The following is a 15476-nucleotide window of genomic DNA, read 5'->3' as shown; positions in this document are numbered from 1 at the left end:
CATGTTGATGCCTAAACGTGTAAAATACCGCCGTGAACACCGCGGAAAAATGCGCGGCCGTGCAAAAGGCGGCACTGAAGTTGCATTTGGCGAATATGGTTTGCAGGCTTTGGAAGCTTCCTGGATTACAAACCGCCAAATCGAAGCTGCCCGTATTGCGATGACACGTTATATGAAACGTGGCGGTAAAGTATGGATAAAAATTTTCCCTCATAAACCATATACAGCAAAACCGCTTGAAGTCCGGATGGGTTCCGGTAAAGGTGCGCCTGAGGGCTGGGTGGCTGTTGTGAAACCGGGCAAGATTTTGTTTGAAATTGCCGGTGTTCCTGAAGAAGTTGCACGCGAAGCTTTACGCCTTGCGTCCCACAAGCTGCCGATTAAATGCAAGTTCGTAAAACGTGAAGAAATTGGTGGTGAATCTAATGAAAGCTAAAGAAATTCGTGACTTAACCACTGCCGAAATTGAACAAAAAGTAAAGTCGCTGAAGGAAGAGCTGTTCAACCTTCGCTTCCAGCTTGCGACTGGACAATTAGAGAACACTGCCCGCATTCGTGAAGTTCGTAAATCGATTGCCCGCATGAAAACCGTCATTCGTGAAAGAGAAATTGGAATTAACAACCGATAATGGGAGGAGGTTCGCGATACATGAGTGAACGCAACCAACGCAAAGTATACACCGGCCGTGTCGTATCCGACAAAATGGATAAAACCGTTACTGTTCTTGTAGAAACTTACAAAAAACATTCTCTGTACGGCAAACGCGTAAAATACTCGAAAAAATTCAAGGCACATGATGAAAATAACGAAGCCAAAGTCGGCGATATCGTAAGAATCATGGAAACACGCCCGTTATCTGCTACAAAACGTTTCCGCCTGGTGGAAATCGTTGAAAAAGCAGTCATTATCTAATTTGTATCAGTTCGGATACGGTTGATTCCGAAGGGAGGTAAACGAGGATGATCCAACAAGAAACCCGTTTAAAAGTAGCTGACAACTCAGGTGCACGTGAAGTTTTAACGATTAAAGTATTAGGCGGATCCGGCCGAAAAACTGCGAATATCGGAGATGTCATCGTTGCTACGGTAAAACAAGCAACACCTGGAGGCGTTGTTAAAAAAGGCGATGTGGTGAAAGCTGTTGTGGTCCGTACAAAGAGCGGAGTGCGCCGCAGCGATGGTTCTTATATCCGTTTCGATGAAAATGCATGCGTCATTATCCGTGACGACAAGAGCCCTCGCGGCACGCGTATTTTCGGGCCGGTTGCACGCGAACTGCGCAACAACAATTTCATGAAAATCGTATCACTGGCTCCGGAAGTACTTTAATCGATATAGTTTGTGACAATCAAGGAGGTGCGATTGTAATGCATGTCAAAAAAGGTGACAAGGTAATGGTGATCTCCGGCAAAGATAAAGGCAAGACCGGGACGATCCTTGCGGTATATCCGAAAAAAAACCGTGTGATTGTGGAAGGCGTGAACGTTGTCAAAAAACACGCAAAACCTTCCCAGGCAAACCCTCAGGGCGGTATTCTCGACATGGAAGCGCCCATTCACGTGTCAAATGTGATGCCGATTGACCCGAAAACAAATGAGCCGACACGTGTCGGATATGAAATAAGGAACGACAAAAAAGTGCGTGTAGCAAAAAAATCCGGTGAAGTTCTAAGCGTGCTTAAGGAAATTAAGAAAAAGCCTGAAGAAGAAGGGAGGTAAGCGACATGAACCGCCTAAAAGAAAAATACGAAAAAGAAGTTATTCCTGCTTTAACAAGCAAGTTTCAATATACATCCGTTATGCAAGTGCCTAAAGTTGAAAAGATCGTGATCAACATGGGTGTTGGTGATGCTGTTCAAAACGCAAAAATGCTCGACAATGCAGTAGAAGAATTAACATTGATTTCCGGCCAAAGACCGGTTGTGACAAGAGCGAAAAAATCAATCGCAGGTTTCCGCCTTCGTGAAGGGATGCCGATTGGCGCAAAAGTAACGCTTCGCGGCGAGCGCATGTACGAATTCCTCGATAAACTGATTTCAGTTTCGCTTCCGCGTGTGCGCGACTTCCACGGCGTATCGAAAAAATCGTTTGACGGCCGCGGAAACTACACACTCGGCATTAAAGAGCAACTGATCTTCCCTGAAATTGATTACGACAAAGTCAGCAAAGTGCGCGGGATGGACATCGTCATTGTCACCACTGCGAACACGGACGAAGAATCACGTGAACTGTTAGGCCTGCTCGGAATGCCATTCCAAAAATAAAGCGGACGCTAAAAAGGGAGGCGAAAACGTGGCTAAAAAATCAATGATTGCGAAACAAAAACGTGAACCGAAGTATAAAGTTCAGGCTTATACGCGGTGCGAACGATGCGGCCGGCCGCATTCCGTCATTCGTAAATTTAAACTTTGCCGTATTTGTTTCCGCGAACTTGCATATAAAGGTCAAATTCCTGGCGTGAAAAAAGCCAGCTGGTAAAACCCGAATTTGGGAAGGAGGTAAAAGAAATGGTCATGACTGATCCGATTGCAGATTTGCTTACGCGTATCCGTAATGCAAATACAGTGCGTCATGAAAAATTGGAAGTCCCGGCTTCCAAGATTAAGAGAGAGATCGCCGAGATTTTAAAACGTGAAGGTTTCGTGCGTGATGTTGAATATATCGAGGATAACAAACAAGGGATTATCCGGATCTTCCTGAAATACGGCGCAAACAACGAACGCGTCATTACAGGGATCAAGCGTATCAGCAAACCGGGCCTGCGCGTATACGCAAAAGCAGGTGAAGTGCCGAAAGTGCTGAACGGACTTGGCATCGCAATTGTTTCTACTTCTCAGGGCGTTTTAACCGACAAAGAAGCACGGAAAAACAATGTCGGCGGAGAAATTTTAGCATACGTTTGGTAATTATTTGACGTTGAACGGAGGTGTAAATTATGTCACGTATAGGAAAAAAACCGGTTGAAATTCCATCCGGCGTTACGGTAACCATTAACGGAGATACAGTTACGGTTAAAGGGCCTAAAGGTGAGCTGACCCGCAGCTTCAACCCTGATATTAACATTACCGTAGAAGACAATATCATTCACGTAACACGCCCTTCAGACAGCAAAAACCACCGCGCTTTGCACGGAACGACCCGCGCACTGCTCGCAAACATGGTGGACGGCGTGTCGAAAGGCTTCGAAAAATCTTTGGAACTGGTCGGGGTTGGATACCGCGCCCAAAAACAAGGCAAAAAACTCGTATTGAACGTCGGCTACTCCCATCCTGTTGAATTTGAACCGGAAGAAGGCCTGGAAGTCGAAGTGCCTTCCAATACAAAAATTGTCGTAAAAGGCGTAAGCAAAGAACGCGTCGGCGCATTTGCCGCCAACATTCGCGATGTCCGTCCGCCTGAACCTTATAAAGGCAAAGGGATTCGTTACGAAGGCGAATATGTACGCAGAAAAGAAGGTAAAACCGGTAAATAATGCCGCCTAGGATGAGAAAGGAGTGAATTCGATGATCACGAAGCCGGATAAAAATCAAGTACGCAAAAAAAGGCATGCACGCGTCCGCGCAAAATTAAGCGGAACGGCTGAACGTCCGCGCCTGAATATCTATCGTTCCAACAAAAATATTTATGCCCAATTGATTGATGATGCAAATGGCGTCACACTGGCCAGCGCTTCCACGCTCGATAAAGAGTTGAGCCTTGAGTCAACCGGCAATGCGGAAGCTGCACAAAAGGTGGGCGAATTGATTGCAAAGCGCGCAATGGAAAAAGGCATCAAAGAAGTTGTTTTCGACCGCGGCGGATACCTCTATCATGGCCGTGTCAAAGCGCTTGCCGATGCAGCCCGTGAGAACGGATTACAATTTTAATCAAAAAGGAGGGGAAATTTTACATGCTACGTATTGACCCAAACAAACTTGAGTTAGAAGAACGTGTTGTTACGATTAACCGCGTTGCCAAAGTGGTAAAAGGGGGACGCCGTTTCCGCTTTTCCGCACTTGTCGTTGTTGGCGACCGGAACGGACATGTCGGATTTGGAACCGGCAAAGCGCAGGAAGTGCCGGATGCGATCCGCAAAGCTGTTGAAGATGCGAAGAAAAATCTTGTTGAGGTACCGATTTCGGGCACAACGATTCCGCACGAAGTTGTCGGCCACTTCGGTGCAGGCAAAATCTTGCTGAAACCGGGTTCCCCTGGTACCGGTGTTATCGCCGGCGGCCCTGTCCGTGCGATCCTTGAACTTGCGGGTATTGCGGATATTACGTCCAAGTCGCTTGGTTCAAACACACCGATTAACATGATCCGTGCTACAATGGACGGCATTAAACAATTGAAGCGTGCGGATGAAGTTGCGAAACTGCGCAATAAATCTGTCGAAGAATTATTAGGTTAAGGAGGGAACGCTCATGGCAAAATTGAAAATCACCCTCACCCGCAGTGTCATCGGCCGCCCGCAGGATCAGCGCGAAACGGTAAAAGCGCTCGGCCTGCGCAAAGTCAACCAGACTGTTGAGAAAGAAGACAATGCTGCAATTCGCGGCATGATCAATAAAGTGTCCCATCTTGTTTCCGTATCGGAACAATAATTTTCGATTTTAAGATAAGGAGGTGCAACCATGAAACTTCATGAATTAAAACCTGCAGAAGGATCCCGTAAAAAACGCAACCGTGTCGGTCGTGGTATTGGTTCCGGCAACGGAAAAACAGCCGGCAAAGGGCACAAAGGTCAAAACGCTCGTTCCGGCGGCGGTGTACGCCTCGGTTTTGAAGGCGGTCAAACCCCGTTGTTCCGCCGTTTGCCAAAACGTGGTTTTACGAACATTAACCGTAAAGAGTATGCCATTGTGAACCTTGACGTTTTAAACCGTTTTGAAGACGGCACGGAAGTAACGCCTGCCCTTTTATTGGAAACAGGTGTCATCAGCAAGGAAAAATCGGGTGTAAAAGTGCTTGCAAACGGCAAACTTGAGAAAAAATTGACCGTAAAAGCACATAAATTCTCCTCTGCTGCCAAAGAAGCCATAGAAGCTGCCGGCGGTACAGCCGAGGTGATTTAATGTTCAAGACAATCGCCAATTTTATGCGTGTGGGTGAGATAAGAAATAAAATTATTTTCACCCTCCTCATGCTGGTCGTATTCCGCATAGGAGCCTTTATTCCTGTTCCTTATGTGGATGCTTCCGTTTTGGATGCCTCCACCCAAAACGGTTTAGTTGGTTTTCTAAACACTTTTGGGGGCGGTGCGCTGAAGAACTTTTCCATTTTTGCAATGGGCATTATGCCATATATCACATCTTCCATTATCGTGCAGCTTTTGCAAATGGATGTTGTGCCGAAGTTTGCCGAGTGGGCAAAACAGGGTGAAGTGGGGCGTCGTAAGCTGAATGAGTTTACACGCTATTTTACGGTTATCCTGGCTTTGATTGAAGGCTTCGGCATGTCATATGGCTTTAATAATTTGGCGCAAGGGGCACTGATTACGAAGTCCGGTTTCTGGACGTATTTGATCATCGCACTTACGCTGACAGCCGGCACCACATTTTTAATGTGGCTTGGCGAACAAATTACGGCCAAAGGTGTAGGAAACGGGATTTCCATTTTGATTATGGCCGGCATTATTGCCGGGATTCCGACAGCCATCAACCAGATTTACGCGCAGCAAATTGAAAATGCCGGTTCCCAGCTGTTTTTGAAGATTGTTTTGCTGGCTTTTCTTGCATTGATTATTCTGGCCATTGTGGTCGGAGTCATCTATTTCCAGCAGGCATCGAGAAAGATACCGGTCCAGTATGCCCAGCACATTTCCGGCAGGGCAACAACCGGCAGGCAGTCAACGCATTTGCCTTTAAAGGTCAATGCTGCCGGGGTCATTCCGGTTATCTTTGCGATTTCGTTCATTATTGCGCCGCAGACGATCGCTTCGTTTTTCGGTTCCAGCAGTGTGGCAAGCACCATCCAGTATATTTTTGATTATACAAAACCGGTCGGAGCTTTGATTTATGTGGCGTTGATTATCGCTTTCTCGTACTTTTACGCATTCGTACAAGTCAATCCGGAGCAGCTTGCCGACAATTTAAAGAAACAAGGCGGCTATATTCCGGGGATCCGCCCGGGCAAAAACACACAGCAATATGTCACTTCGGTTTTATACCGGCTGACATTTGTCGGTTCGATCTTTCTTGCTGTGATTGCCATTCTGCCTGTCATTTTCACGAATGTCATCGGGCTCCCGGCTTCCGCCAGAATCGGCGGCACAAGCCTGCTCGTTGTGATCGGGGTTGCGCTTGAAACGATGCTGCAACTGGAAGCACAGCTTGTTAAACGCCATTACAGAGGCTTTATCAAATAAAAATGGTTTCGTTTTTTTGAGACCATGTCAGGAATAAGGGGGCTGTACGATGAATCTAGTGTTAATGGGCCTTCCCGGAGCCGGTAAAGGGACTCAAGCCGAAAAAATCATTGATAAGTATGCCATTCCTCACATTTCCACCGGAGACATGTTCCGGGCGGCAATAAAGGAAGAAACGGAGCTGGGGCTTAAAGCCAAGTTCTTTATGGACAAAGGCGAACTGGTCCCTGACGAAGTAACGATCGGGATCGTGCGCGAACGGTTAAGCAAGGATGACTGCAAAAATGGCTTCCTGCTTGACGGTTTCCCGCGGACGGTTGCCCAGGCAGAAGCTTTGGAAAATATTTTAAGCAGCCTTGGCAAACAGCTTGACTATGTCATCAATATTGAGGTGGACCGGGAGATTCTGACAGAGCGGCTGACCGGCCGGAGAATCTGTGAACATTGCGGTGCGACTTACCATCTCGTGTTTAATCCGCCAAAAACGGAGGGCGTTTGCGACAAATGCGGCGGCCCGCTGTACCAACGGGCGGACGACAACGCAGAAACTGTCGGGAACCGGCTCGATGTCAATATGAAACAAACCCGGCCGCTACTGGACTTTTATGAGGAAAAAGGCTATTTGCGGAATGTAAACGGCCAGCAGGATATTCATCAAGTTTTTGCGGATATCGATCAATTGCTGAGCCAACTGGGTTAAACGTGAACGACTTGGTGAATTCATGAGAGCCGCAATCACGTTGGATGGAAACCACCTTTGGAAGTTTTAACCGGCCGGCTTTTCGGCCATGTCCTGACGGTAAAAAACTTTTCAAGTTTGATGCAATTTCCGCTTAAAAAGGTTATAATGGTTTTCGTGGCATTTTCACCGCTGGATATTTCACGGGTGAAATGACGGCTCTGTTTTATTGGCGATTTGCTTCATCCGTTAACTTGTAATCAATAGATGAGGAAGGCGGCTTCCGTTGTCAGGATTGCCAGTAAGCGTCATTCGAACGTCTCTCATGCAATTCAATTCTGTGCAAATGGCTTTCGTTCGTTCACATGTATGCCGGACATGGGATTGGTCAAGACTGACATGAAAGAACCATGTAACCTTGGGAACGTTTATCAGCTCTTGCCGGCCCCTCGGATCAGCCGGTTTACGTGAATATGCAGCAGGCCGACCGCTTCCTGAAGAGGGAGTTTTGGCGAGCCTGATCGTTTTAAGGTTTTGGAAAAGTATCATTGCCAGGTCCTAAATGTTAGGAGGAGGGAGAAAAGTTCGATGGCGAAAGATGACGTTATTGAAGTTGAGGGCATTGTGAGCGAAACTTTGCCGAATGCCATGTTTAAGGTAGAATTAGAAAATGGTCACACTGTTCTTGCACATGTGTCGGGAAAAATCCGGATGAACTTTATCCGCATTTTGCCGGGTGATAAAGTAACAGTTGAACTGTCTCCGTATGATTTGACCCGCGGTAGAATTACGTACCGCTTTAAATAATGTAGATACACGGCTTTTTCGGTGAAACGGAAAGTCTGCCTGGGGAATCTGTTTGGAAAAAAGGTACCGGGCTTGTACTCCGTATATTAAGGAGGGTAAACCATGAAAGTTAGACCATCTGTGAAGCCGATCTGCGAAAAATGCAAGGTTATCCGCAGAAAAGGCAAAGTAATGGTAATCTGTGAAAATCCGAAACACAAACAAAAACAAGGATAAATTTGAAGGAGGTGCACCTGTATGGCTCGTATTGCCGGTGTTGACATTCCACGTGATAAACGTGTTGTTATTTCTTTAACATACATTTACGGAATTGGTAAATCAACTGCACAAAAAATTCTTGCTGAGGCCGGAATTTCTGAAGATACACGCGTCCGCGACTTAACAGAGGATGAAGTAAACAAAATTCGTGACATCGTGGACAGGCTGAAAGTAGAAGGAGACCTTCGCCGTGAAGTTTCTCTGAACATTAAACGCCTGATGGAAATCGGATCTTACAGAGGTCTCCGCCACCGCCGCGGTCTTCCTGTTCGCGGGCAAAACACAAAAAACAATGCCCGTACACGCAAAGGCCCGCGTAAAACGGTTGCCGGTAAGAAGAAATAATAAGCAAAGGAGGTTGTTCATATGGCACGCAGAACAAATACGCGTAAACGCCGCGTAAGAAAGAATATTGAATCAGGAGTCGCTCATATTCGTTCCACTTTTAACAATACAATCGTTACGATCACGGATGTGCATGGGAATGCTGTTGCATGGTCCAGTGCCGGTGCGCTCGGTTTCAAAGGTTCCCGTAAATCAACGCCGTTTGCTGCACAAATGGCTGCTGAAACAGCCGCGAAAGCATCGATGGAACATGGGATGAAGTCTTTGGAAGTAACTGTAAAAGGACCTGGTGCAGGCCGTGAAGCCGCCATCCGTGCCCTGCAGGCTGCCGGGCTTGAAGTTACAGCCATTAAAGACGTAACACCTGTGCCGCATAATGGTTGCCGCCCGCCAAAACGTCGCCGTGTCTGATTTTTTTTGTATAGATTTTGTATCCTTGTCAATAATGGGATATGATGCATAATCTGCAAAAAAAATGATTTGAATGATCCAGTTGTTATGCATAATAGGGAATTTTGCATGGGGAATTTCGAATAGGGCTCTTTCTGGGGTGCTATACGGGGTTTCGACGTTTTGAAGGAGGGTTAATTTGAATGATCGAAATTGAAAAGCCAAAAATTGAAACGGTTGAGGTCAGCGATGACGCTACTTATGGCAAGTTCGTCATAGAACCGCTTGAGCGTGGATATGGTACTACTTTGGGTAACTCCTTACGTCGTATCCTATTATCCTCACTCCCGGGTGCCGCTGTCACTTCCATCCAAATCGATGGCGTGATGCACGAATTCTCGACAGTTGAAGGCGTTGTTGAAGATGTGACCAGCATTATTTTGAACCTCAAAAAGCTGGCATTAAAAATCTATTCCGATGAGGAAAAAACGCTTGAGATTGATGTTCAGGGAGAAGGCGCTGTGACAGCAGCCGATATTACGCATGACAGCGATGTGGAGATTTTAAATCCGGATCTCTATATTGCGACGGTTGCCGAAAACGGGCATTTGCGTATGCGCATGACCGCCAACCAAGGCCGCGGCTATGTTCCTGCTGATCAAAATAAGCGGGAAGACCATCCAATTGGTGTCATTCCAATAGATTCTATTTATACCCCGGTTCAACGCGTGAACTACCAGGTCGAAAATACCCGGGTAGGGCAAATCAGCAATTATGATAAGCTCTCACTGGATGTCACGACTGACGGGAGCATCGGCCCGAAAGAAGCAATTGCTTTGGGCGCCAAAATTTTAACCGAGCATTTGAACATCTTCGTCGGACTGACAGATGAAGCACAAAATGCGGAAATTATGGTGGAAAAAGAAGAAGACCAGAAAGAAAAAGTGCTTGAAATGACAATTGAGGAACTTGATCTTTCAGTCCGTTCTTATAACTGCCTGAAACGTGCCGGCATTAATACCGTTCAGGAACTGGCCAATAAAACGGAAGAAGATATGATGAAAGTCCGGAATCTTGGCCGCAAGTCCCTTGAAGAAGTCAAAGCAAAGCTCGAAGATTTGGGCTTGGGTTTGCGTAAAGACGACTGAGCCGGTTAGAAGGCAAAGCGATTAATCCAACATAAGGGAGGGAACTTCATGCCTTACAGAAAGTTAGGACGCACAAGCGCCCAACGTAAAGCATTACTGCGCGATTTGGCAACAGACCTTATCATTAATGAACGTATCGAAACAACTGAAGCACGCGCAAAAGAATTACGCTCGGTTGTTGAAAAATTAGTTACGCTTGGAAAACGCGGTGATCTTCATGCCCGTCGCCAGGCCGCTGCATTTGTACGCCATGAAACAGCTGACGAAGAAACAAAACAGGATGCTGTTCAAAAATTATTCTCGGTCATTGCAGAACGTTACGCGGATCGCCGGGGCGGCTACACCCGCATCTTGAAAGTAGGCCCGCGCCGCGGAGATGGTGCACCGGTTGCCATTATTGAATTCGTTGAAAAAGAAAAGCAAGATCAGAATCAAGAGCAAGATCAAGAGCAAGTAAACGAATGATTTTCTTGAGGGCTGGACAGTTGAAAGGATCTTAACTGCTTCTTTGCCCTTTTTCTATCTTTTTTCGGTTTGTAATCGCAGACTTTGCAGCGCTGGGATGGTCTGTACTTGCGAAACCCTTTCGTTTATGTGTGATGCAATAAACTGTGAGTGTTACGATGGGCGCATTTTGTGCCCGTCTAGCTCTTGCACCCCTTTTTATTTCTGTGCGCCGGATTGTTAACGTCTACACTGAAGAGGGGTGCAGGCTTTTTTATTATGGGGATATTTTACCCGCCAAACTGCACGACAATACGGTAAAATATAAATACAAGCAAACGGGCGAAACATTGGTTATCATCGTTCGGAAGAGAAGCCGTTTGTAAACGGGCTGTTGCTGACGCGTGGCGAGGCGCATAAAGGCTGGGTAAACACCCAAGCAACTTTGCGGTGCCGCCATCAGGATGGAAATGAAGTTGAAGAGAATAGCGAAGGATTGCTTAGCATGTTTTAACCGTGCTAAAAAGCAGGTTACAGAGGAGGAATCCGGCATTGGCAGACAGCACGAACGTGATCATTGACATCGACCAGGTTTCCTTCCGTTACCCGGAACAGGAAACGTATGCACTAACAAATATTTCTTTTCAAGTTTATAAAGGCGAGTGGCTGGCCATTGTCGGGCATAACGGATCCGGAAAGTCTACGCTGGCGAGGCTCTTAAACGGCTTGCAGTTTCCCGGAAAGGGCACGATAACGGTTTCCGGCCTCAAGTTGTCGGATGAAAATGTCTGGGAGATCAGAAGGCGCGTCGGCATGGTGTTTCAAAATCCCGACAACCAGTTTGTCGGTACAACCGTTCAGGATGATGTCGCATTCGGGCTGGAAAATCACGGTGTGCCGCGTGAGGAAATGGTGAAACGCGTCCATGATGCCTTAAAGCGGGTGCGGATGTCGGACTTTCTGGACCGCGAACCGCACCATTTATCAGGCGGGCAAAAACAACGGGTGGCGATCGCCGGGATCATCGCGCTAAAGCCGGAAGTGATCATTTTGGATGAAGCCACGTCCATGCTCGATCCGGTCGGCCGCAAAGAAGTGCTGGAGACGATTCGACAGCTGAAACAAGAAGCAGGGCTGACCGTCATTTCGATTACCCATGATCTTGAAGAAGCTGCCCAGGCGGAACGGATGATCGTGATGAACCGCGGCGAGGTCTACCGGGAAGGCACACCGCGTGACATTTTTCAAATGGATGAGACATTGACTGCGCTTGGCCTTGATATTCCGTTCCCGGTCAAAATGGCAAAAGCGCTAAAAGCAAGGGGCTTGGACTTACCGGAAATTTATTTAACAGATGAAGAATTGGTGGATGCACTATGGACATTGCATTTGAACAAGTAGAATACCGGTATCAGCCGAATACGCCGTTTGAAAGGCTTGCACTCTATGACATTTCCCTCGCCATCCCGTCCGGCCGCTATATCGCCGTGATCGGGCATACCGGCTCAGGTAAATCGACGCTGCTGCAGCATTTGAATGCCCTGCTTCAGCCGACAAAAGGAAAAGTAACAATCGGCAGCCGGGTGATTGAAGCCGGAAAAAAGGAAAAAAACTTGAAGGCGATCCGGCAAAAAGTCGGGATTGTGTTCCAGTTTCCTGAACACCAGCTGTTTGAAGAAACGGTGGAAAAAGACATCTGTTTCGGCCCGAAGAATTTCGGCGTTCCGGAAAAAGAAGCGAAACAGCGGGCGAGGGAGCTCATCCGGCTTGTCGGGCTTTCAGAAGAGATTCTTGCAAAATCGCCGTTTGACCTGTCAGGCGGGCAAATGCGGCGAGTTGCCATCGCTGGTGTGCTTGCGATGGAACCGGACGTGCTTGTGCTGGACGAGCCGACTGCCGGGCTTGATCCGCGCGGGCGCCACGAGATGATGGGCATGTTTTACGAATTGCACCAGAAGAAGCATTTAACGACTGTGCTTGTTACCCACAGCATGGAAGATGCCGCCCTATATGCCGATGAACTCGTCATTTTGCATCAGGGGAAATTGATGAAAAAAGGCGCACCCCGTGACATCTTTTCCGATCCTGGATTGCTTGAAAAATGGGGATTAAGCGTGCCGGAGATTGTCCGCTTCCAGACGATGCTCGAGGAAAAAACCGGTATGAAGTTCAATAAGACATGCCTGACAGTGGAAGAACTTGCGGAAGCATTGCAATCGGTTTTGAAACGGGGTGGGCGCGTATGATGGAAAAAATGATTTTCGGGCGCTATATTCCGGGCGATTCCGTCATTCACCGGATGGATCCACGTTCAAAATTGATTTTTGTATTTGTCTTTATTTGTATTGTATTTTTGGCCAATAATGCGGTCACCTACGGGATTCTGGTAATCTTTACCTTGCTTGTGATGCTGGTTTCAAGAGTTCCTGTCCGCTTTTTTATTAAAGGGTTATTGCCGATTTTATGGCTGGTCATTTTTACTTTTTTTCTGCAGCTATTTTTCAATCGCGAGGGCAGCCTTGTTTTCCATTATGCATTTATTCATATTTATAGTGAAGGGATCCGGCAGGGTGTGTTTATTTCGCTCAGGTTTATGCTGCTGATCTTTTTAACATCGCTTTTGACGCTGACGACAACGCCGATTTCGCTGACAGACGGGATTGAAATGCTGCTTGCGCCGCTCCGGAAAGTAAAATTTCCGGTCCATGAACTGGCATTAATGATGTCCATTTCCCTGCGGTTTATTCCGACATTAATGGACGAGACGGAAAAAATCATGAAGGCGCAGATGGCCCGGGGTGTCGATTTTTCCGGCGGGAGTATAAAAGACCGGGTGAAAGCCATTATTCCTCTATTAATTCCGCTGTTTGTCAGTTCGTTCAAACGTGCGGAAGAGCTGGCAACGGCAATGGAGGCCCGGGGTTACCAGGGCGGGGAGGGGCGGACGAAATACCGCCTGCTCGTCTGGCGTACGGCTGATACGCTGTCCATTTGTGCGCTGGCCGTCGTTATTGTCCTGCTCGTGCTGTTCCGTGACGGGGGGATTTTATGAAGCGCGTAAAATGTACGGTCAGTTACGATGGTTCCCGATTCGCGGGGTACCAGGTCCAGCCGGGGCAGCGGACGGTCCAGCAGGAAATTGAAAAGGCGCTGGCCACTCTTCATAAAGGCCGCCACGTGAAAACGGCGGCTTCCGGAAGGACGGATGCCGGCGTGCACGCGATGGGGCAGGTGATCCATTTCGATACGGATCTTTCTATTCCGGAAACAAGCTGGCCGGCCGCTTTAAACAGCCTGCTTCCAGGCGATATTTCGGTCTCGAAAGCGGCATATGCGGACCCTGCTTTTCACGCCCGCTACTCGGTAAAAGAGAAGGAATACCGCTACCGGATCTATTTTTCTCATGTCCGCAGTCCGTTTAAGCACCGTTACGCGTTAAGGGTCTGGTATTCGCTTGATATCGAGGCGATGGAAGCAGCAGCTGAGACCGTGCTCGGCACCCATGATTTTACGAGTTTTTGTTCAGCGAAAACAGAGGTGGAAGACAAGATTCGTACGTTAAAAGAGATTCGGTTTTTGCAGCAGGACGATGAATTGGTGATCTGTTTTAAAGGAAACGGTTTTTTATACAATATGGTACGGATCTTAACCGGCACTTTGCTTGAAATCGGAAGTGGCAAACGCGAAGTCAGTGAAATGCACGAAATCCTTGAAAAACGGAACCGGATTTATGCGGGCAAAACCGCGGCGCCAGAAGGGTTGTATTTATGGAAAGTATCTTATTGACGGAGCATGAATCCGCATGATAAAAAGAAGATAAAAACAACCGGGCCAGGCGTAACATTCGCTTGACATTCTTGCCCCAAAACGATAATATAACCTATGGTATTGTTTTTTTAACTCCACGATAAGCCCCGGAAACTTATTGTGATAATGACAATAGATCATGACTGTGTTTTTGTGAATATTTTTTAGGAGGGTAACTCATGCGTACGACTTATATGGCAAAAGCAAACGACGTTGAACGTAAATGGTACGTAGTGGATGCTGAAGGCAAGACCCTTGGGCGCCTCGCTTCTGAAGTGGCATCCATTTTACGCGGCAAACATAAACCAACTTTCACACCGCACGTGGATACGGGCGATCATGTGATCATCCTGAATGCTTCTAAAGTAGAATTGACAGGCAAAAAAATGGAAGACAAAATTTACTACCGCCACAGCCAGTTTGCAGGCGGTTTGAAACAACGTACAGCAGGCGAAATGCGAACGAAATATCCGGAAAAAATGCTGGAACTGGCTATTAAAGGCATGCTTCCGAAAGGTTCTCTTGGACGCCAAATGTTTAAAAAATTACATGTGTATGCTGGTACAGAGCATCCGCATGAAGCACAAAAACCGGAAGTTTACGAACTTCGCGGATAATTTTAAAAGGAGGGCATTATTTTGGCACAAGTACAATACGCCGGAACTGGACGCCGCAAAAGTTCTGTTGCACGTGTCCGCTTAGTTCCTGGAAATGGCAATATTACGGTGAACGGGCGTGATGTAAAAGATTACATTCCGTTCGAAGCTTTAGTTGAAGTGATTAAACAACCATTGAATATAACAGAAACAAACGGCAGCTACGATGTTCTCGTAAACGTAAGAGGCGGCGGTTTCACAGGCCAAGCTGGCGCAATCCGCCACGGTATTGCCCGCGCATTGCTGCAGGCTGATCCTGAATACCGTGCAGTGTTAAAACGCGCAGGCCTTCTGACACGTGACGCCCGTATGAAAGAACGGAAGAAATACGGTCTCAAAGGCGCTCGTCGTGCACCTCAGTTCTCGAAACGTTAAATTATTGGCACTTCAAAGGCTCTCTTCACTTATGTGGGGAGGGTCTTTTTTATGTCCAAAAAAACCCGTGACCACATGTGACGCAGCAAATGCAAAAAGACTGTTATAACAATAAACTTCCGTACCGAAAAGATTCGAGAGGAGATAGTTCATATCTTAGATATTCAAGCAATACTGGGACAAGTTGCTCCTTGTAGATTGAAAAGGGTGATCCGGCATAAT

27 protein-coding genes are annotated in these 15476 nt (G+C 47.1%); all 27 read left to right on the top strand.

Annotation, left to right across the window (positions count from 1 at the left end; all coding sequences use genetic code 11):
• Position 1: 1 nt before the first annotated feature.
• The 27 genes from rplP to rpsI all read left to right on the top strand — a co-directional run bounded on the left by rplP (position 2) and on the right by rpsI (position 15254).
• Positions 2 to 436, top strand: a complete 435-nt coding sequence (gene rplP / locus NFR98_RS06360; RefSeq protein WP_013858086.1) for a 50S ribosomal protein L16 — start codon at positions 2 to 4, stop codon at positions 434 to 436.
• The gene (gene rpmC / locus NFR98_RS06355; protein ID WP_013858087.1) at positions 426 to 629 is read left to right on the top strand and encodes a 50S ribosomal protein L29; all 204 of its coding nucleotides are present in this window, start codon (positions 426 to 428) and stop codon (positions 627 to 629) included. The genes rplP and rpmC overlap by 11 nt, the downstream gene beginning before the upstream one ends.
• A gap of 20 nt (positions 630 to 649) precedes the next feature.
• The gene (gene rpsQ, locus NFR98_RS06350; RefSeq protein WP_013858088.1) at positions 650 to 913 is read left to right on the top strand and encodes a 30S ribosomal protein S17; all 264 of its coding nucleotides are present in this window, start codon (positions 650 to 652) and stop codon (positions 911 to 913) included.
• A 47-nt stretch (positions 914 to 960) separates the two neighbouring features.
• Positions 961 to 1329, top strand: coding sequence for a 50S ribosomal protein L14 (gene rplN, locus NFR98_RS06345; protein ID WP_013858089.1), 369 nt, complete (start codon positions 961 to 963; stop codon positions 1327 to 1329).
• A gap of 38 nt (positions 1330 to 1367) precedes the next feature.
• Complete coding sequence (gene rplX / locus NFR98_RS06340) at positions 1368 to 1718, top strand: 50S ribosomal protein L24 (RefSeq protein WP_014096496.1); 351 nt, start codon at positions 1368 to 1370, stop codon at positions 1716 to 1718.
• Between the two features lie 5 nt (positions 1719 to 1723).
• Positions 1724 to 2263: a 50S ribosomal protein L5 gene (gene rplE / locus NFR98_RS06335; RefSeq protein ID WP_014096495.1), complete on the top strand. Its 540-nt coding sequence runs from the start codon at positions 1724 to 1726 to the stop codon at positions 2261 to 2263.
• Positions 2264 to 2291: 28 nt separating this feature from the next.
• Positions 2292 to 2477: a type Z 30S ribosomal protein S14 gene (locus NFR98_RS06330; RefSeq protein ID WP_014096494.1), complete on the top strand. Its 186-nt coding sequence runs from the start codon at positions 2292 to 2294 to the stop codon at positions 2475 to 2477.
• A gap of 29 nt (positions 2478 to 2506) precedes the next feature.
• A complete protein-coding gene (rpsH, locus tag NFR98_RS06325; RefSeq protein WP_013858092.1) occupies positions 2507 to 2905 on the top strand; it encodes a 30S ribosomal protein S8 in 399 nt (132 codons plus the stop codon).
• Between the two features lie 29 nt (positions 2906 to 2934).
• Positions 2935 to 3471, top strand: a complete 537-nt coding sequence (rplF, locus tag NFR98_RS06320; protein ID WP_017551217.1) for a 50S ribosomal protein L6 — start codon at positions 2935 to 2937, stop codon at positions 3469 to 3471.
• A 31-nt stretch (positions 3472 to 3502) separates the two neighbouring features.
• Positions 3503 to 3865 (top strand): 50S ribosomal protein L18, encoded by a 363-nt coding sequence (rplR, locus tag NFR98_RS06315; protein ID WP_014096492.1) that lies wholly within the window; start codon positions 3503 to 3505, stop codon positions 3863 to 3865.
• 23 nt (positions 3866 to 3888) lie between these two features.
• Positions 3889 to 4389: a 30S ribosomal protein S5 gene (rpsE, locus tag NFR98_RS06310; RefSeq protein ID WP_014096491.1), complete on the top strand. Its 501-nt coding sequence runs from the start codon at positions 3889 to 3891 to the stop codon at positions 4387 to 4389.
• Between the two features lie 13 nt (positions 4390 to 4402).
• Entirely contained in the window at positions 4403 to 4582 is a 180-nt protein-coding gene (gene rpmD / locus NFR98_RS06305) for a 50S ribosomal protein L30 (protein WP_014096490.1), read from the top strand.
• A gap of 30 nt (positions 4583 to 4612) precedes the next feature.
• The gene (gene rplO, locus NFR98_RS06300; RefSeq protein ID WP_013858097.1) at positions 4613 to 5053 is read left to right on the top strand and encodes a 50S ribosomal protein L15; all 441 of its coding nucleotides are present in this window, start codon (positions 4613 to 4615) and stop codon (positions 5051 to 5053) included.
• Complete coding sequence (secY, locus tag NFR98_RS06295; protein ID WP_014096489.1) at positions 5053 to 6345, top strand: preprotein translocase subunit SecY; 1293 nt, start codon at positions 5053 to 5055, stop codon at positions 6343 to 6345. Before rplO ends, secY begins: the two co-directional genes overlap by 1 nt.
• Before the next feature lie 49 nt (positions 6346 to 6394).
• Positions 6395 to 7045, top strand: a complete 651-nt coding sequence (locus NFR98_RS06290) for an adenylate kinase (RefSeq protein WP_251459862.1) — start codon at positions 6395 to 6397, stop codon at positions 7043 to 7045.
• A 567-nt stretch (positions 7046 to 7612) separates the two neighbouring features.
• Positions 7613 to 7831, top strand: a complete 219-nt coding sequence (infA, locus tag NFR98_RS06285; protein ID WP_013858101.1) for a translation initiation factor IF-1 — start codon at positions 7613 to 7615, stop codon at positions 7829 to 7831.
• 102 nt (positions 7832 to 7933) lie between these two features.
• Complete coding sequence (gene rpmJ / locus NFR98_RS06280; protein WP_003156543.1) at positions 7934 to 8047, top strand: 50S ribosomal protein L36; 114 nt, start codon at positions 7934 to 7936, stop codon at positions 8045 to 8047.
• 21 nt (positions 8048 to 8068) lie between these two features.
• On the top strand, positions 8069 to 8434 hold the full coding sequence (gene rpsM, locus NFR98_RS06275) for a 30S ribosomal protein S13 (protein WP_013858102.1): 366 nt from the start codon (positions 8069 to 8071) through the stop codon (positions 8432 to 8434).
• A 21-nt stretch (positions 8435 to 8455) separates the two neighbouring features.
• Entirely contained in the window at positions 8456 to 8845 is a 390-nt protein-coding gene (rpsK, locus tag NFR98_RS06270; protein ID WP_013858103.1) for a 30S ribosomal protein S11, read from the top strand.
• Between the two features lie 182 nt (positions 8846 to 9027).
• A complete protein-coding gene (locus NFR98_RS06265) occupies positions 9028 to 9972 on the top strand; it encodes a DNA-directed RNA polymerase subunit alpha (RefSeq protein ID WP_014096487.1) in 945 nt (314 codons plus the stop codon).
• A 48-nt stretch (positions 9973 to 10020) separates the two neighbouring features.
• Positions 10021 to 10437: a 50S ribosomal protein L17 gene (gene rplQ / locus NFR98_RS06260; RefSeq protein WP_014096486.1), complete on the top strand. Its 417-nt coding sequence runs from the start codon at positions 10021 to 10023 to the stop codon at positions 10435 to 10437.
• A 531-nt stretch (positions 10438 to 10968) separates the two neighbouring features.
• The gene (locus NFR98_RS06255; protein WP_014096484.1) at positions 10969 to 11817 is read left to right on the top strand and encodes an energy-coupling factor ABC transporter ATP-binding protein; all 849 of its coding nucleotides are present in this window, start codon (positions 10969 to 10971) and stop codon (positions 11815 to 11817) included.
• A complete protein-coding gene (locus NFR98_RS06250; RefSeq protein ID WP_014096483.1) occupies positions 11793 to 12662 on the top strand; it encodes an energy-coupling factor ABC transporter ATP-binding protein in 870 nt (289 codons plus the stop codon). Before NFR98_RS06255 ends, NFR98_RS06250 begins: the two co-directional genes overlap by 25 nt.
• Entirely contained in the window at positions 12659 to 13468 is an 810-nt protein-coding gene (locus NFR98_RS06245; protein ID WP_014096482.1) for an energy-coupling factor transporter transmembrane component T family protein, read from the top strand. The genes NFR98_RS06250 and NFR98_RS06245 overlap by 4 nt, the downstream gene beginning before the upstream one ends.
• Positions 13465 to 14202, top strand: a complete 738-nt coding sequence (truA, locus tag NFR98_RS06240) for a tRNA pseudouridine(38-40) synthase TruA (RefSeq protein ID WP_168985807.1) — start codon at positions 13465 to 13467, stop codon at positions 14200 to 14202. The genes NFR98_RS06245 and truA overlap by 4 nt, the downstream gene beginning before the upstream one ends.
• A 200-nt stretch (positions 14203 to 14402) precedes the next feature.
• Positions 14403 to 14840, top strand: a complete 438-nt coding sequence (rplM, locus tag NFR98_RS06235; RefSeq protein WP_251459860.1) for a 50S ribosomal protein L13 — start codon at positions 14403 to 14405, stop codon at positions 14838 to 14840.
• A gap of 21 nt (positions 14841 to 14861) precedes the next feature.
• Positions 14862 to 15254, top strand: coding sequence for a 30S ribosomal protein S9 (gene rpsI / locus NFR98_RS06230; RefSeq protein WP_013858111.1), 393 nt, complete (start codon positions 14862 to 14864; stop codon positions 15252 to 15254).
• Positions 15255 to 15476: the final 222 nt, after the last annotated feature.

It is taken from the genome of Weizmannia agrestimuris, assembly GCF_943193165.1.
In the GTDB taxonomy this organism is placed as follows: Bacteria; Bacillota; Bacilli; order Bacillales; family Bacillaceae_C; genus Weizmannia; species Weizmannia faecalis.
This window is presented reverse-complemented; position numbering and strand designations above follow the sequence as displayed.

Bases quoted from the DNA above. Each gene is read 5' to 3' on its own strand.
- rplN (WP_013858089.1), top strand. From the start codon at position 961: ATGATCCAACAAGAAACCCGTTTAAAAGTAGCTGACAACTCAGGTGCA.
- NFR98_RS06250 (WP_014096483.1), top strand. From the start codon at position 11,793: ATGGACATTGCATTTGAACAAGTAGAATACCGGTATCAGCCGAATACG.
- NFR98_RS06290 (WP_251459862.1), top strand. From the start codon at position 6,395: ATGAATCTAGTGTTAATGGGCCTTCCCGGAGCCGGTAAAGGGACTCAA.
- rplM (WP_251459860.1), top strand. From the start codon at position 14,403: ATGCGTACGACTTATATGGCAAAAGCAAACGACGTTGAACGTAAATGG.
- NFR98_RS06245 (WP_014096482.1), top strand. From the start codon at position 12,659: ATGATGGAAAAAATGATTTTCGGGCGCTATATTCCGGGCGATTCCGTC.
- rpmC (WP_013858087.1), top strand. From the start codon at position 426: ATGAAAGCTAAAGAAATTCGTGACTTAACCACTGCCGAAATTGAACAA.
- rpmD (WP_014096490.1), top strand. From the start codon at position 4,403: ATGGCAAAATTGAAAATCACCCTCACCCGCAGTGTCATCGGCCGCCCG.
- NFR98_RS06265 (WP_014096487.1), top strand. From the start codon at position 9,028: ATGATCGAAATTGAAAAGCCAAAAATTGAAACGGTTGAGGTCAGCGAT.
- infA (WP_013858101.1), top strand. From the start codon at position 7,613: ATGGCGAAAGATGACGTTATTGAAGTTGAGGGCATTGTGAGCGAAACT.
- rpsK (WP_013858103.1), top strand. From the start codon at position 8,456: ATGGCACGCAGAACAAATACGCGTAAACGCCGCGTAAGAAAGAATATT.
- rplX (WP_014096496.1), top strand. From the start codon at position 1,368: ATGCATGTCAAAAAAGGTGACAAGGTAATGGTGATCTCCGGCAAAGAT.
- rplO (WP_013858097.1), top strand. From the start codon at position 4,613: ATGAAACTTCATGAATTAAAACCTGCAGAAGGATCCCGTAAAAAACGC.
- rplQ (WP_014096486.1), top strand. From the start codon at position 10,021: ATGCCTTACAGAAAGTTAGGACGCACAAGCGCCCAACGTAAAGCATTA.
- rplR (WP_014096492.1), top strand. From the start codon at position 3,503: ATGATCACGAAGCCGGATAAAAATCAAGTACGCAAAAAAAGGCATGCA.
- rplE (WP_014096495.1), top strand. From the start codon at position 1,724: ATGAACCGCCTAAAAGAAAAATACGAAAAAGAAGTTATTCCTGCTTTA.
- secY (WP_014096489.1), top strand. From the start codon at position 5,053: ATGTTCAAGACAATCGCCAATTTTATGCGTGTGGGTGAGATAAGAAAT.
- rpsM (WP_013858102.1), top strand. From the start codon at position 8,069: ATGGCTCGTATTGCCGGTGTTGACATTCCACGTGATAAACGTGTTGTT.
- rpsQ (WP_013858088.1), top strand. From the start codon at position 650: ATGAGTGAACGCAACCAACGCAAAGTATACACCGGCCGTGTCGTATCC.
- truA (WP_168985807.1), top strand. From the start codon at position 13,465: ATGAAGCGCGTAAAATGTACGGTCAGTTACGATGGTTCCCGATTCGCG.
- rpmJ (WP_003156543.1), top strand. From the start codon at position 7,934: ATGAAAGTTAGACCATCTGTGAAGCCGATCTGCGAAAAATGCAAGGTT.
- rpsE (WP_014096491.1), top strand. From the start codon at position 3,889: ATGCTACGTATTGACCCAAACAAACTTGAGTTAGAAGAACGTGTTGTT.
- rpsH (WP_013858092.1), top strand. From the start codon at position 2,507: ATGGTCATGACTGATCCGATTGCAGATTTGCTTACGCGTATCCGTAAT.
- rplP (WP_013858086.1), top strand. From the start codon at position 2: ATGTTGATGCCTAAACGTGTAAAATACCGCCGTGAACACCGCGGAAAA.
- rplF (WP_017551217.1), top strand. From the start codon at position 2,935: ATGTCACGTATAGGAAAAAAACCGGTTGAAATTCCATCCGGCGTTACG.